Source organism: Desulfitobacterium sp. THU1 (assembly GCF_038181555.1).
GTDB lineage: Bacteria > Bacillota > Desulfitobacteriia > Desulfitobacteriales > Desulfitobacteriaceae > Desulfitobacterium.
On the sequence record NZ_JBBWUA010000025.1, the window covers coordinates 1 to 13983 of the forward strand.

17 protein-coding genes are annotated in these 13983 nt (G+C 44.0%); 14 read left to right on the plus strand and 3 right to left on the minus strand.

The genetic code is table 11. The features are described 5' to 3' along the window. From AAC978_RS14705 to AAC978_RS14750, 10 genes are all read left to right on the plus strand, one after another. A partial coding sequence (locus tag AAC978_RS14705) for an IS3 family transposase (protein WP_341548821.1) occupies positions 1 to 193 on the plus strand: 193 nt, incomplete at its 5' end. 199 nt (positions 194 to 392) lie between these two features. Continuing rightward, positions 393 to 767, plus strand: coding sequence for a metal-dependent transcriptional regulator (locus AAC978_RS14710; protein ID WP_341548822.1), 375 nt, complete (start codon positions 393 to 395; stop codon positions 765 to 767). 205 nt (positions 768 to 972) lie between these two features. Beyond that, complete coding sequence (locus AAC978_RS14715) at positions 973 to 1203, plus strand: hypothetical protein (protein ID WP_341548823.1); 231 nt, start codon at positions 973 to 975, stop codon at positions 1201 to 1203. Between the two features lie 70 nt (positions 1204 to 1273). Continuing rightward, positions 1274 to 2254 (plus strand): site-specific tyrosine recombinase XerD, encoded by a 981-nt coding sequence (gene xerD, locus AAC978_RS14720; protein WP_341548824.1) that lies wholly within the window; start codon positions 1274 to 1276, stop codon positions 2252 to 2254. Positions 2255 to 2284: 30 nt separating this feature from the next. Further along, positions 2285 to 3457: a phosphopentomutase gene (locus tag AAC978_RS14725; protein ID WP_341548825.1), complete on the plus strand. Its 1173-nt coding sequence runs from the start codon at positions 2285 to 2287 to the stop codon at positions 3455 to 3457. A gap of 57 nt (positions 3458 to 3514) precedes the next feature. Beyond that, positions 3515 to 4351: a purine-nucleoside phosphorylase gene (locus AAC978_RS14730; protein WP_341548867.1), complete on the plus strand. Its 837-nt coding sequence runs from the start codon at positions 3515 to 3517 to the stop codon at positions 4349 to 4351. Positions 4352 to 4418: 67 nt separating this feature from the next. Beyond that, the gene (locus AAC978_RS14735) at positions 4419 to 5711 is read left to right on the plus strand and encodes a pyrimidine-nucleoside phosphorylase (protein WP_341548826.1); all 1293 of its coding nucleotides are present in this window, start codon (positions 4419 to 4421) and stop codon (positions 5709 to 5711) included. Between the two features lie 286 nt (positions 5712 to 5997). Further along, complete coding sequence (locus AAC978_RS14740; RefSeq protein ID WP_341548827.1) at positions 5998 to 6864, plus strand: AraC family transcriptional regulator; 867 nt, start codon at positions 5998 to 6000, stop codon at positions 6862 to 6864. 88 nt (positions 6865 to 6952) lie between these two features. Beyond that, positions 6953 to 7429 (plus strand): CoA-binding protein, encoded by a 477-nt coding sequence (locus tag AAC978_RS14745; protein WP_341548828.1) that lies wholly within the window; start codon positions 6953 to 6955, stop codon positions 7427 to 7429. Positions 7430 to 7553: 124 nt separating this feature from the next. Then, the gene (locus tag AAC978_RS14750) at positions 7554 to 8696 is read left to right on the plus strand and encodes a D-alanyl-D-alanine carboxypeptidase family protein (protein WP_341548829.1); all 1143 of its coding nucleotides are present in this window, start codon (positions 7554 to 7556) and stop codon (positions 8694 to 8696) included. Between the two features lie 4 nt (positions 8697 to 8700). On the opposite strand, the gene sigF is transcribed toward AAC978_RS14750, so the two are convergent. From sigF to AAC978_RS14765, 3 genes are read right to left on the minus strand one after another with little or no spacing between them, the layout of a single operon-like run. Beyond that, complete coding sequence (sigF, locus tag AAC978_RS14755; RefSeq protein ID WP_341548830.1) at positions 8701 to 9492, minus strand: RNA polymerase sporulation sigma factor SigF; 792 nt, start codon at positions 9490 to 9492, stop codon at positions 8701 to 8703. Between the two features lie 13 nt (positions 9493 to 9505). Then, positions 9506 to 9943 carry an anti-sigma F factor gene (spoIIAB, locus tag AAC978_RS14760; RefSeq protein WP_341548831.1) on the minus strand — a complete coding sequence of 146 codons (438 nt, stop codon included), beginning with the start codon at positions 9941 to 9943 and terminating at the stop codon, positions 9506 to 9508. Further along, positions 9940 to 10287, minus strand: coding sequence for an STAS domain-containing protein (locus AAC978_RS14765; protein WP_015262783.1), 348 nt, complete (start codon positions 10285 to 10287; stop codon positions 9940 to 9942). Before AAC978_RS14765 ends, spoIIAB begins: the two co-directional genes overlap by 4 nt. A gap of 207 nt (positions 10288 to 10494) precedes the next feature. On the opposite strand from AAC978_RS14765, the gene spoVAC reads away from it, so the two are divergent. From spoVAC to AAC978_RS14785, 4 genes are all read left to right on the plus strand, one after another. Then, on the plus strand, positions 10495 to 10962 hold the full coding sequence (spoVAC, locus tag AAC978_RS14770) for a stage V sporulation protein AC (RefSeq protein ID WP_341548832.1): 468 nt from the start codon (positions 10495 to 10497) through the stop codon (positions 10960 to 10962). Between the two features lie 72 nt (positions 10963 to 11034). After that, positions 11035 to 12039, plus strand: coding sequence for a stage V sporulation protein AD (spoVAD, locus tag AAC978_RS14775; protein ID WP_341548833.1), 1005 nt, complete (start codon positions 11035 to 11037; stop codon positions 12037 to 12039). 13 nt (positions 12040 to 12052) lie between these two features. Next, positions 12053 to 12415, plus strand: coding sequence for a stage V sporulation protein AE (gene spoVAE, locus AAC978_RS14780; RefSeq protein ID WP_341548834.1), 363 nt, complete (start codon positions 12053 to 12055; stop codon positions 12413 to 12415). Between the two features lie 71 nt (positions 12416 to 12486). Next, positions 12487 to 13977, plus strand: coding sequence for a spore germination protein (locus tag AAC978_RS14785; protein WP_341548835.1), 1491 nt, complete (start codon positions 12487 to 12489; stop codon positions 13975 to 13977). The last annotated feature ends 6 nt before the right edge of the window (positions 13978 to 13983 follow it).

The window sequence follows — 13983 nt, forward strand, 5'->3', positions numbered from 1 at the left end:
AGACGAGGCTTCTCTCCGAACTTCAATTGACAAATACATTCATTTCTATAACTATGAACGGCTTCAGGAACGCTTCGACAACCGTGCTCCTATGGAAGTTCGGGCTGCTGCACTTGAAACAGATTCTCCTGCACAATATCCAATTCCAGAGAACAAGCGTATTCTGAGGTACAAGGCAAAGTTTGCCGCATAAAAAATAGCTACCGCCAATTTTGCAGTAGCTATTTCTATAACCCTCTTTATTTATTTCCCTGGTCTACCTTGACAGGGGCGGATCACAGTGAGCGGCTTTTGTGTATGTTAATATCCCTTGGTAATGGTTGATTTTTCTTCCCGGTTATACTATGCTTTGGTTAAGATTTTTTTGAGATCGAGGAGAAGGAGCTATTGCCATGAGTATTCATGAATCCGGTGAGATGTATCTTGAGACTATTTATGTGCTGAATAAAAAAAGGGGCGATATTCGCTCCATTGATATTGCCAATGAACTGGGTTATACGAAGCCGAGCATTAGTCGTGCTGTGGGTATTCTCAAGAAAAATAAGTATATCGAAGTTGATTCCGGCGGAGTTATTACCTTGACTGGTAAGGGAGAACAAACTGCCTCGCAAATTTATGAGCGCCATGCCTTGTTGACAAAATTTCTAATGCACTTAGGTGTAGATGCAGAGACTGCTGACCAAGATGCTTGCCGTGTGGAACATGTGATCAGCCAAGAAACCTTTGAGAAAATCAAAGAAGAGTTAAATAAGCGGTCTCAGGCTTAGCCACTTGTTCCACTGGAACAATAAGCCTGGGGACAAAAACTGAACGAAGTGGGATGATCAAAAAATATTTTGGTCATCCCCTTATCTTTTATTTCAGGCTAAGGAGTTCACTACCGATATACACTTGAATGTCAATCTTCTGGTGTTACTATGTCATCAAGACAATCCTCTACCGCATAAGTTTTAGGGATTGGGGGGCATAGTTATGCAGCGTGGTAAGAGTTGGCCGGAATTTTTCTTCTATCTCGCACGTGTCTTAGTTTTACTTGTTTTGCTTGCAGTACTGTTGCCGAAGCTTGTCACTGTATGCAGCCTATTGATTACTTCTCAGGGGGATCGGGATGAAAAACCTAGCGGCAACCCCATGCGGGTAGAAGAGGAAGGCAGTAATTGGAGTGAATTTGTTATACAGCTTTTTCCTGATATTAAAAGATAGGCTTATTTAATCAAATAATTCGCAGGAAAAGCTTCCCTTCTGTAGAATTTTATTCTGGGAGGGATTTCTTGTGGAGACTCAGGGTGAAATATGGATAAAAAAGTATTTAACTTACCTTAATGTAGAGCGAGGACTTTCCCAAAACACACGAATAAGCTACGACCGCGATCTAAAAAAGATCGCAGGCTTTCTTCAGGAACGAGGAAAAACTTTGCTAACCTGTGATGGCAATGATCTTTTTCTTTTCCTTCTGCATGAGAAGGATCTAGGAAGATCTTCTCGCACCTTAGCTCGGCACCTCGCAACCCTGCGAGGGATATTTTCCTTTCTTTTGGGGGAGGAGATGCGCGAGGACGACCCTACCGAATATCTATCGTCTCCTAAGCTTGGGACACATTTGCCTCATGTGTTGTCCGAAGGGACCATGGAAAAACTCTTTTTTAATGAAGAAAATATGGAAACAGCATCAGCATTAACTGCTCAAAGCGTAAATCAAAACAAAAAGAGAAGGACAGGAACAGACGCCCAAGGGAAGAAGAAAGCGTTGTTAATGCGTAATATTGCCATGATTGAGGTACTCTATGGTTGTGGGTTGCGGGTTTCCGAATTAGTAGGTCTCAGGGTTAAGGATATAATCTTTGAGTCGAAGACACTGCGCTGCCGTGGTAAGGGTAATAAAGAACGGATTGTACCCATAGGAGAGTATGCGCTCAAAGTGGTACAGGATTATTTGGACCAAGGGCGAGAGCAACTGAGGTCTAAGAATAAAAGTGAGATGCTTTTTCTTAATTTGCAGGGAAAGGCTCTTACCCGACAAGGGGTATGGAATATTCTCAAGAAATGGGCACTGGATCATGGCGTCACCGAGAATATCTATCCTCACAAATTCAGGCATAGCTTTGCCACCCATCTTTTAGATCATGGGGCTGATCTCAGATCAGTGCAAGAGATGTTGGGGCATGCCGATATTTCAACTACCCAAATTTACACCCATCTTTCTAGGCAAAGGTTGATAGAGGTTTTTCGTAAAGCTCATCCACGAGCAGATTAACATAACGAGGCCACAAGGGGGAATTACTTCTTGAAAAGAGTTATTTTGATCGTTTTAGATAGTGTAGGAATTGGTGAAATGCCGGATGCCAATGTGTATGGTGACGTGGGCAGTAATACCCTAGGTAACATGGCAAAGGTCCGTGGTGGGTTGCATTTACCACATCTGCAGAATTTAGGGTTAGGAAATATTGAGCCTATACAGGGGGTCGCACCGGTGGCCTGTCCCGCAGGATGCTATGGAAAAATGGCAGAAAGATCTCCTGGTAAGGATACCACTACGGGACATTGGGAGATGGCTGGTGTGGTCTTAGAAATGGCCTTTCCCACCTTCCCTCAGGGTTTTCCGGATGAGTTTATTCAAGCCTTCGCCATGCGTATCGGGCGTCAAGTCATCGGTAATGAAGTGGCTTCAGGCACAGAGATCATTCAACGTTTAGGTCAAGAGCATGTTACGACCGGGAAACCCATCGTTTATACTTCCGCAGACTCCGTTTTCCAGATAGCAGCCCACGAAGAGGTCATCCCTCTCGATGAGTTGTATAAAATTTGCGAAATAGCCAGAGAAATGCTTGACGGAGATTTAAAAGTTGGCCGAGTGATCGCCCGACCCTTTTTGGGCACGGCAGGTAACTTTAATCGGACAACCCATCGTCATGATTATGCGGTTGAACCACCCCATGAGATGCTCTTGGATGTAATTAAAGAAAAGGGACTTCAGGTCATGGCTGTGGGGAAGATCAAAGATATTTATGCTGGCCGCGGGGTAACCGAACACGTTCCTAGCATCAGCAATAGGGACGGAATAGATAAGACTCTGGTCTTTATGGGTCAGAGAAAATCTGGTTTAATCATGACGAATTTAGTAGATTTTGATATGCTTTATGGCCATCGTAATGATGTAGAGAAGTATGCTCAGGCTCTTCAGGAATTTGATGCCAGATTACCGGAGGTCCTCGCTGCTCTAGGCGAGGAGGATATCTTAATGATCACGGCGGACCATGGCTGTGATCCGACTACAGCAAGCACGGATCATTCTCGTGAATACGTCCCCTTGCTAGTGTATGGGAAGCAAATCAATCCGGGTACGAATCTGGGAGTCCGTTCTTCCTTTGCCGACTTGGGAGCAACTATCGCGGCATATTTGGGGACCGATGCTTTACGCAACGGCCAGAGCTTTTTGGATGATTTGCTTAAAAGATGATCGTATTTAGTTAAATGAACATGAGCGTATCAGTATGAAAATAGAGGAGCGATTATGATTATGAGTGAGCAAAAGTTTATGGACAGTTTGAGTGAAGCCCGACGTGGTATTATGGAGAGAGTAAATATTGAACCTCAGATGGGAATTATCCTTGGTTCAGGATTGGGTGGTTTTGTAGATTTAATCGAAAATCCAGTGGCTATCCCTTATCATGAGATTCCTCATTTCCCAATATCTACTGTAGAGGGTCATAAAGGACAGCTAGTATTCGGGAAGGTTTTAGGCAAACCTGTGGTAGCCATGCAAGGACGTTTCCACTTTTATGAAGGGTATTCCATGCAAGAGGTCACCTTTCCCGTCAGAGTTATGCAGGCCTTGGGAGTTACCGGATTGATCGTGACTAACGCCGCCGGTGGTATCAACCCCGGGTATCGACCCGGGGATCTGATCTTAATTAAGGATCATATTAATATGATGGGAGACAATCCCTTGCGCGGAGCGAATCTTAGTAATCTTGGTCCTCGTTTCCCAGATTTGAGCGAGGGCTATGATCTGGAATGGCGGCAAAGAGCTTTATCTATAGCTCGGGAAGTCGGCATCTTCCCCCAAGAGGGAGTATATGCGGCCATGAGCGGCCCAAGCTATGAAAGTCCGGCCGAAATTCGCTTCCTTCGCACGGCCGGTGCTGATCTGGTGGGCATGAGTACCGTTCCTGAAGTCATTGTGGCTAACCATGGAGGGATGAGGGTCTTAGGGATCTCCTGTGTCACCAATATGGCGGCGGGTATTCTTTCGCAGCGTCTCAGCCATGCTGAGGTTATGGAGACTGCCCAACGCATTGAGAAGCAGTTTGTACGATTTGTCCAAGCTTTAGTTAAGGGACTTGTCCCGTAAAATATTTTTTCCTGTAATCGTAACTCGCTTTGTAGAGATGATTGCATAAATATTAGGGGGCGAAACGATGAGAGTTGTTGATATAATCAATAAAAAGAAAATGGGGCAAGTCTTGTCCCAAGAAGAAATAGAGTTTTTTGTGCAAGGTTATGTCAAAGGTGAAATTCCGGATTATCAGATAGCCGCGCTTTATATGGCAATCTACTTCCAAGGCATGATGGATGAAGAGATAACCAACTTAACGATGGCTTATGTAAATTCAGGAGAGATAATAGATTTATCGGGGATTCAAGGTGTAAAAGTTGATAAGCATTCAACTGGAGGAGTGGGGGATAAGATAAGCCTTATCGTCATCCCCTTAGTTGCTTCCTTGGGCATTCCTGTGGCCAAAATGAGTGGCAGAGGGTTAGGACATACCGGCGGTACGATCGATAAATTAGAAGCTATTCCAGGATTTAAGACCACTCTAAATACAGAGGAATTTATCTCCAATGTGAACAAACATGGGATGGCTGTGGTTGGACAAACAGCAAACCTAACGCCCGCTGACAAACTAACTTATGCCTTAAGGGATGTTACAGGAACAGTGGATAGTATTCCTCTCATAGCAAGCTCGATTATGAGTAAAAAAATTGCCTCTGGGGCAGATGCCATAGTCTTAGATGTCAAAGTAGGCTCAGGGGCTTTCATGAAATCGATCGATGAAGCTAAAAAATTGGCTGGATGTATGGTGCAAATCGGTAAGTCTTTAAATAGAAGGACTATTGCTATTATCACCGATATGAATCAACCCCTTGGCCATGAAGTGGGCAACGCTAATGAGATAAGAGAGGTTATCGATGTTTTAAGCGGAAAGGGTGCTGAGGATGAAACCACTGTTGCCTTGACCATTGCTACATATATGGCTATTGCCAGTGGAAAGTATGCTGATTTCAACTCTACCTATGGCGAACTTCAACAGATTATTGCCTCCGGTAGAGCTATCGAAAAACTAAAAGAGCTCATCACCATTCAAGGGGGAAATCCTCAAACAGTTGAGGAACCGGCCATACTACCTCAGGCTAAGCATCATCTCGAAATTCGTGCGGACCAGGCGGGGTATATAAGTCATATTGATGCGGAACAAATTGGCATTGTTGCTATGCTCCTAGGTGCGGGACGGGAAAAGAAAGAAGACCCCATTGATTATGCAGCAGGGGTAACTCTCTTGAAAAAGGTCGGGGATTATGTGAAGCTAAATGAACCTCTTTGTCTCCTTCATACTAACCTTGATCAAGTGAAAACAAATGTCTTAAAGGCCTATAAGATTCAAGATAATAAGCCTGACCTGGTAGAATACATTCATGAAGTAATCAAGTGAATAATGAAGACAGAAACCGTTATTTTCATACTCTAAGGCGGTGTTATTTCCTTATCAAAACATCCTCTGCTATTACATAAGCTAGTATGGATTTGGAAACAAGAGAAATCTGTCGGTTTAATTGTTAATTATAATTGTTCATTAAATATGAAAGACCCTGACCATAACTTTGGTCAGGGTTTAATGATACTCGCACAAAGGGAATTCGATATAACTTTCATTAAAATGTCGAGTAACCTTTGGAAAGCTTAGATATTATGTACATATGAAAGGAGGATAGTATACGATGCTAAACGAGCTTAACCATGTGATTGACTATATTGAAGAGCATCTTGTTGATGATTTATCTCTTGAGGAGATTGCTAATTCTGTGAGGGTTTCTGACTATCACTTGAGGATGGTATTCCTATATCTAGCAGGAATGACCCTAAGCGAATATATCAAAAATCGCAGACTGGCAGAAGCAAATAAGGATTTATTACAGGGAGAAAAAGTGACGGATGTAGCTTTTAAGTATGGTTATCAGTCCATGGATGGTTTTAGCCGAGCTTTTAAAAAGTGGAGTGGCTTTTTGCCTTCAGAGGTGATAAGAAAAGGCATCAATAAATCTTTTCCCAAACTTTCATTCGTTATAACAGTCAAAGGAGGAGTCAGTATGGAATTTAGAATCGAAGAAAAGCCAGCCTTTAATTTAGCAGGTGTCTGCAAGCGAGTCCCTATGCAATTCGAAGGTGTTAATAACGAGATAGTAAAGCTGGCTATGAGCATTACAGAGGAGCAAAGAAAAGAAATGCATGCTCTGAAAAACATTGAACCCTATGAAGTTGTTAACGCTTCTTATGATGCTGATGCAAACTTCTTAAAAGAAGAGGGTGATCTAACCCATCTCATTGGGGTTTTAACTACTAAAGATGAAATAAGTGGGAACTTAGCAAGAGTACCGGTAGCAGCCTGTACTTGGGCAATATTCCCTAATGAAGGACCCTTTCCTTCTACGTTACAGAGCACCATGGCAAAAGTGTATTCAGAATGGCTTCCTTCTTCAAATTATGAGGTGATCAATGCCCCGTCTTTTTCCTTTACCAAGATGAACCCACAGAAAAAAGACTATGCCTATAGTGAAGTTTGGATTCCTGTTCGTAAGAAAGACTGAATAATAGGGCCTGTTTCCCATTATTAAAGTGACATAGGATGAGCTTTTTTCACGTAGTCTTTTAGTACCAGGATAAGGGGTGACTATTATGCGTGAAAAGAAAGTGTATTCCTTGGTGGGGGAGACTACAACTGGTCAGCGTTATGCTGTGGTGGGGAATGCCGATCGTTTTTTAAAACATAAGCATGCCTATAAGGCTTGGCAGATTCTGAGACAATTTGGTTGTGTAGTCCATCCTGTAGCCGAAGATTTGCAGCGGCTGGAAGGGTTTAAGGTTTACCCACAGTTGGCAGCTTTAAAAGACAAAGTGGATGTAGTGGTTCCTTGCTTGAAAGCGGAACTGATGCCAGATATTATCAATCAAGTGCGGGAATGTGGAGCCCAATTCGTCTGGTTTCAAGAGCGCAACTGGACTGAAGAGTTCCAGGAGCAGGCTGATAATGCGGGTATCCAGGTATTACGAGGGTGTGTTCTCAAACATAAAATACATCCAAAGCCTTTGGGGTATCTCCATCCCTGCTATTGGCATGGACTCAAATCGCCCAAAGCGCCTAAACGCCGTTAAAGATAATTTTATTCAGTTTTCATCGAAAGAACGTTACCCTATAGTGTTGGGAACGTTCTTTTTTCAATATTATTTGTTTTTCTGGGGATAATAGAACAAACATGTTTTAAAGGGGGTCAAAGGAATGCGTAAAGCATTAATCTGGATTTTTGCATTTGGTCTTTTTCTAGGAAACTTAATTGTTCCCACCCAGGCCTATGGTGCAGTGTTAGAAACGGACGCCGCTAGCGCCATTCTCATGGATGCTAAGTCTGGCCAAATTCTATTTGAGAAAGAAATCCATAAAGAGCTACCACCAGCTAGTGTAACAAAATTGATGACCCTACTCGTGGCTGCTGATGCGATTGAGTCGGGCCGAGTGAGTCTAACGGACAAAGTCACAGCCAGTGAAGGGGCCAGTGCACTAGGAGGATCTCAGATCTACTTGGAGCCGGGAGAAACCTTCACTCTGGAAGAGATGATGATTGCCATAGCCGTCGGATCAGCAAATGATGCCTGCTATGCAGTAGCTGAACATATCAATGGTACCCATGAAGCTTTTGTTGAAGAGATGAATAAAAAGGCTAAAGCATTGGGAGCAAATCATACTAACTTTGTGAATGCTTATGGCTTACCAGCCGAAGGCCATTACACAAGTGCCTATGACCTAGCTCTCATGGGACGCGAAGCCTTAAAGTATCCCTTGGTGCGTAAGCTGACCAGCATGAAAGAATATGATTTGCGGGACGGCAAGTTCAAGCTTTGGAATACCAATAAATTACTGTGGTGGTACGAAGGAGCGGATGGCTTTAAAACGGGTTGGACTACAGAAGCCAAATATTGTCTGGCTTCGACAGTCGAACGAGATGGATTACGTCTTATTGCTGTGGTCATGGGCGTTCCTCCGGTTCGGGGACACTTTACTGAATCGATGAAGCTTTACAATTATGGATTTGCTAATTTTACATATAAAGAATATGCACCTGCAGGTCAAAAGCAAGGGGTTATTATGGTTCGTAAGGGAATAGAGCAAGAGGTTGTGGCTGTGACTGAAAACGCCTTAGGGATTACGGTTCAAAAAGGAAATGATAAAAACATCTGGGCAGAGACGAAGCTCAACCCAGATCTGGAGGCACCTATTAAAGCAGGCCAAAAAGTAGGAGAAATATTGTTATATCGGGATCAGGAGTTATTGACTTCCGTGAACTTGGTAGCAGAAAAGGAAATTGCCAAGGCAGGTATTGGGAAACAAATAATGCGAACCCTGCAAGGGGTGTTTGGCTTCTGAAACGTTAGCTATCTGTCGAACCATCTGGTTCATGGAGAAATTGGCGAATATGATGCAGTGCCGCCCGTTCAATTCGTGAGATTTGTACTTGAGATAAGTTAAGGAGTGCGGCAATCTCACTTTGAGTTTTATCTTCATAGAAACGCATCATGAGAACTCGCTGTTCTCGTTCAGGAAGTTTAGCCAGTACTTCTTTGAGGGCAATCTTCTCGAACCAACTGGGTTCTAATTCTTTATCTATGGGAAGTTGGTCGAGAATATAGATCGGATCGGAGTCGTCTTGATAGAGCGTGTCATGTATGGAAGCAGGGCTTTGAACAGCTTCCAGGGCAGATACAATATCTTCACGATCGACTCCGATATTTTCTGAAATTTCACCGATGGTGGGTTCTCGACCGAGGCTAGCAGCTAAGATTTCCCGTGACTTATTGACCTTATAAACCAGCTCTTTATAAGAGCGGGGGACCTTCACAGGATGGTCATCCCTTAAGAAACGGCGTATCTCACCGATAATCATAGGCACAGCATAGGTCGAAAATTTTACGCCGTAAGTAAAGTCAAATTTGTCAATTGCCTTAATTAGACCGATGGTGCCAATTTGAAAGAGGTCTTCCAGCTCGTAACCCCGATGAGAGAAGCGCTGAACAAGGTTGAAAATGAGCTTGAGATTACAATTAATGAGTCGCTCTCTGGCTTCAGCATCACCTTCTTGGGCACGATGGAGTAAATCCATCATCTCCTCATCTGATAGGAGTGGGAAACGGGGAAGATTCATTTCCGTTAGTCTTTGAATCATTTTTCATCCCCCCCTAATGCGTGGAGGGCTGGATTTTATCAAGTCGCTTAATCATTGTGACGGTGGTTCCTTGATTGACGGCAGATTCCACTTGAAGATCATCCATAAAGGACTGCATGAAGACAAATCCTAAGCCCATACGTTCTGGATCAGTACTAAAGGCCGGCTGCATTGCCTGCTCCACATCAGCAATGCCGCAACCCTCATCCTTAACAATAATCTTTAAGCTTTCAGAATTATGTTCAATGATTAAATCGACTAGCCTGTCCGTGTCATTGGCATAGCCATGGATAATTGCGTTTGAAACCGCTTCGCTTACGGCGACCTTAAGTTCCTCGATATCATTGAGAGAGAGATCCAGTTGAGCGCCGACGGAAGCAATTAACATCCGAGCTATTCCTACGTTTTCGGCAAGACTTGAGAGCGTAAGTTTTAAAAGATTACTTTTCATACGGTTTTTCCCTTCCTTCCATCTTCCTGGCCCAGCATCTCTTCAAACTGAATAATTCGAGGGAGCCCAGATAATTCCATAATCTTATAGATGTGTGGCGGCACTCGGGTAATGATAATTTTACCCCCCATGGGGAGAAGTTTCTTATAGCGGCCGAGAATGACCCCAAGACCGGAACTGTCGATAAAACTAATCTCTTCTAGATTAAGAATTACCGTACGGACTCCTCGACGTTCAATCTCGCTATCGATGGCTTGGCGTAGACTTTCAGAGGTATTCATGTCGAGTTCACCCCTTAAATGTAAGAGCAAGGTCTGGCGCTCAATTTTTTTATCAATAAGCAATTGTGTTCCCCCCTAAAACGTCTTCTCAGAATCAATTCGACGGTATCCATAATTTTCCTTCTGATTTGCGAGGAAAATATTAATTTCATAACGATGGAAGGCTGATCATTGTAACAAGGCATAATTTTTTTTTTAAGATTCATACTAAGTGTTAGCAAATTCCTGATGGATAGTTACTCATGCGTCAGGTCTATAGGAGTGATTTAATTGCCTAAACAGAATCTAAGACCACCTAATCTAAAAGTAACTCCCCAAGAATACGAACAATTGTCTAAATCTATGACCCCCAAGCCTACGATCGGTAAGAATGTTATACGTGCATTTCTCGTGGGTGGGCTTATCTGCGTATTCGGCCAGATTATCATCAATTCTTTTGTTCAAGTGGGATTGCCCAAGGATCAAGCTTCAACAGCAACGACAGCCTTGCTTATATTTCTCGGAGCCCTATTGACCGGGTTAGGTGTATATGACGAAATCGGCAAGTTCGCAGGGGCCGGCTCCATCGTTCCGGTCACCGGATTTGCTAATTCTATTGTTTCCTCGGCATTGGAGTATAAACGCGAAGGATATGTAATGGGCGTCGGGGCCAAACTATTTACGATAGCTGGGCCGGTATTGGTCTACGGAATTGCGACATCGATAGGGATCGGTATAATCGTCTATTTCCTGCGTTAAGCCGAAACCTTCTCCTGAGATAAGATTGATTTTTTGATAATACTTGAAAGAGAACGAAGGGATGAAGAAATAATGAAGCTTAAACGTATGGGGAATCAAACGGTAGTTTTTTCTAATCCGTCGGTGATTCTCTCCTCATACTCTGTAGTAGGCCCCATGGAAGGTCAAGGACCGCTGAGTAAATCCTTCAACAGTGTTTGGAAGGATAACATTAGTGGGAACTCGTCCTGGGAGGTCGCGGAAAGCAAAATGCTTGAGGAAGCGCTGGAGGGTGCAATAAACCGGGCGAGTATGGCAAAGGATGAGATTGATTATCTTTTGGCCGGTGATTTATTGAATCAGATAATTTCAGCCAATTTTGCAGCACGAACGATGGGACTACCTTTTATCGGACTTTATGGTGCCTGCTCAACCATGGCCTTAAGTATGTCCGTCGGTACCATGTTGATCGATGGTGGATTTGCCCGACGAGTCCTAGTGGGTGTGTCTAGCCATCATGATACAGCTGAGCGACAATATCGAATGCCTACTGAGCAAGGGGGACAAAGAGCTATGAGTGCTCAGTGGACCGTGACGGGAGCAGGTAGCCTAGTATTAGGAGAGAGTGGTGAAGGACCCCGGATTACGGCTGCGACGATTGGGAGAATTGTAGATTTTGGGGAAAAGGATGCCAATAACATGGGGGCAGCCATGGCCCCAGCCGTTGCAGACACCATACTTAACCATTTGAACGATATGAACCGCACCCCTGATGATTATGATTTGATTATCTCTGGGGACTTAGGTAGTGTCGGACTCAATCTTTCCCAAGAGGTGTTGAAAAAGAATGGCTTAGCATTCAACAACTTCTCCGATTGTGGAGTCTTAATCTATGACAAAAAGCAGGATGTTCATGCCGGAGCCAGTGGCTGTGGATGCTCTGCTGTGGTTTTCGCAGGACATATCCTGGATAAAATAAAGTCTGGCGAATATAAGCGGGTACTTCTCGTGGGAAGTGGTGCTTTGCATAGTCAGACATCGTCCTTGCAAGGGGAATCGATCCCCGGCATTGGTCATGCTGTGGTCATTGAAGCATAAAGGGGGGATAGTGATGTTTGAACAGGTCATTCCGGCATTTATTGTCGGCGGTTTGATTTGCGTTGTCGGTCAATTGCTGATGGATTTAACAAAACCATCGTTTACACCTGCTCATGTCCTGGTCACCTTTGTTACCGGGGGAGCAATTTTGGGAGGGCTAGGTGTTTATGAACCTCTGGTGAAATTTGCAGGTGCAGGGGCGTCTGTTCCCTTATCAGGCTTTGGTTACACTCTAGCGAAAGGTGCTATGGAAGCTGTGGGAGAGAGAGGTCTTCTGGGAGCTTTTTCAGGAGGAGTAGAGGCCGCAGCGGTAGGAATTGCGGCGGCAGTCTTCTTTGGCTATTTAGTTTCCATAACCTTCAATCCTAAAGGATAGGGGAAGACGAGTTGGAATCTGAGAAAGGTAAGGACTAAGCGGGGGAATAATTGTGGGCTGGGGGTGATAGTTTGGACAATTCAAGTGAACGCAATGTGAAAGTCAGTAAGAATTATCAAAAGAACATCGACTATCTTAATCGGGAACTGGGGGTTCCCGATAATTTTGATATTGTCCTCAGAGAAATGTCCATTGCTGGTAAAAAAGTGGCCATTTACTCTGTCAATGGCATGGTTAATACGCAAGTTGTCACTATGATTTTGGATGCACTTGTCGATTTAGAGCGGGCGGATTTAGTAGTCAATGCGCTGCACACCCTTGTAAAAGGCCGCATTGTTGGCCTCCAAGTATCTGAAGTAGATACAATGGATAAGATTCTCTACTTTATTTTATCCGGCCCCATGGCTCTTTTCGTGGAGGGTCAGGAAAAAGCCATCATTGTCGATGCTCGCAGCTTTCCTGCGCGATCACCTGACGAGCCGGATATTGAACGAGTAACTCGAGGGGCGAGAGATGGTTTTACCGAAACGTTAATCTTTAATACAGCACTAATTCGTCGGCGACTCAGGGACCCTATGTTAAGAATGAAGCTCATGCAGGTCGGTGGACGCTCGAAAACTGACGTTTGTGTTGCTTACATTGAAGATATAACCAATGAACAGTTGGTTAATGAGATTACGGAAGAAATTCAAAAAATAAAGATCGATGGAATTCCCATGGCTGAAAAGAGCGTTGAGGAATTTATCTTAGGTAGTAAGATTTGGAATCCTTACCCTCGGGTAAGGTATACGGAAAGACCGGATGTAGCGGCTGTTCATCTTTTAGAAGGACATGTGGTAGTTTTAGTAGACACTTCACCCTCCGTAATGATTGCTCCAGCCACTTTTTGGTCGCACACTCAGCATGCTGAGGAGTACCGACAAGAGCCGATCGTGGGGGCCTATTTGCGGTGGGTCCGCTTTATGGGCATCTTCGCTGCTCTTTTTCTTCTTCCCTTATGGTTGGCTTGTGCTTTGAATTCCCATATTCTACCGGAATGGCTCCAGTTCGTCGGTGTCGAGAAAATCGGGAAGATTGGGCTTATTCCCCAGGTCTTTTTAGCGGAGTTTGGGGTGGACTTAGTGCGCATGGCAGCTATCCATACCCCGGGTCCCTTAACAGTTGCTTTAGGTTTGATTGCCACCTTCATGATTGGGGATGTGGCGATCAAGGTCGGGTTATTCTCGCAGGAAATTATCGTTTATATCGCGGTGGTCACCGTAGGTACTTTTGCAACTCCTAGCTATGAGCTTGCACAAGCCAACCGCTTAGCTCGCCTCTTTCTACTAGTGATGGTTGCCTTAAATAACTTTATTGGCTTTGTTATAGGTGCCCTGATACTGTTTTTCCTACTGTGGAGGACCAAATCCTTCGGTGTACCGTACCTTTGGCCACTCTTGCCATTAGACCTTAAGGCCTTAGGCACAGTTTTAGTCCGATCACCCCTACCAATCAAGAATAAGCGACCCAGCATTTTAAAACCAAAGGACGCTATTCGTCAACCGGAAGGTCATGATGAATAAGGAGGA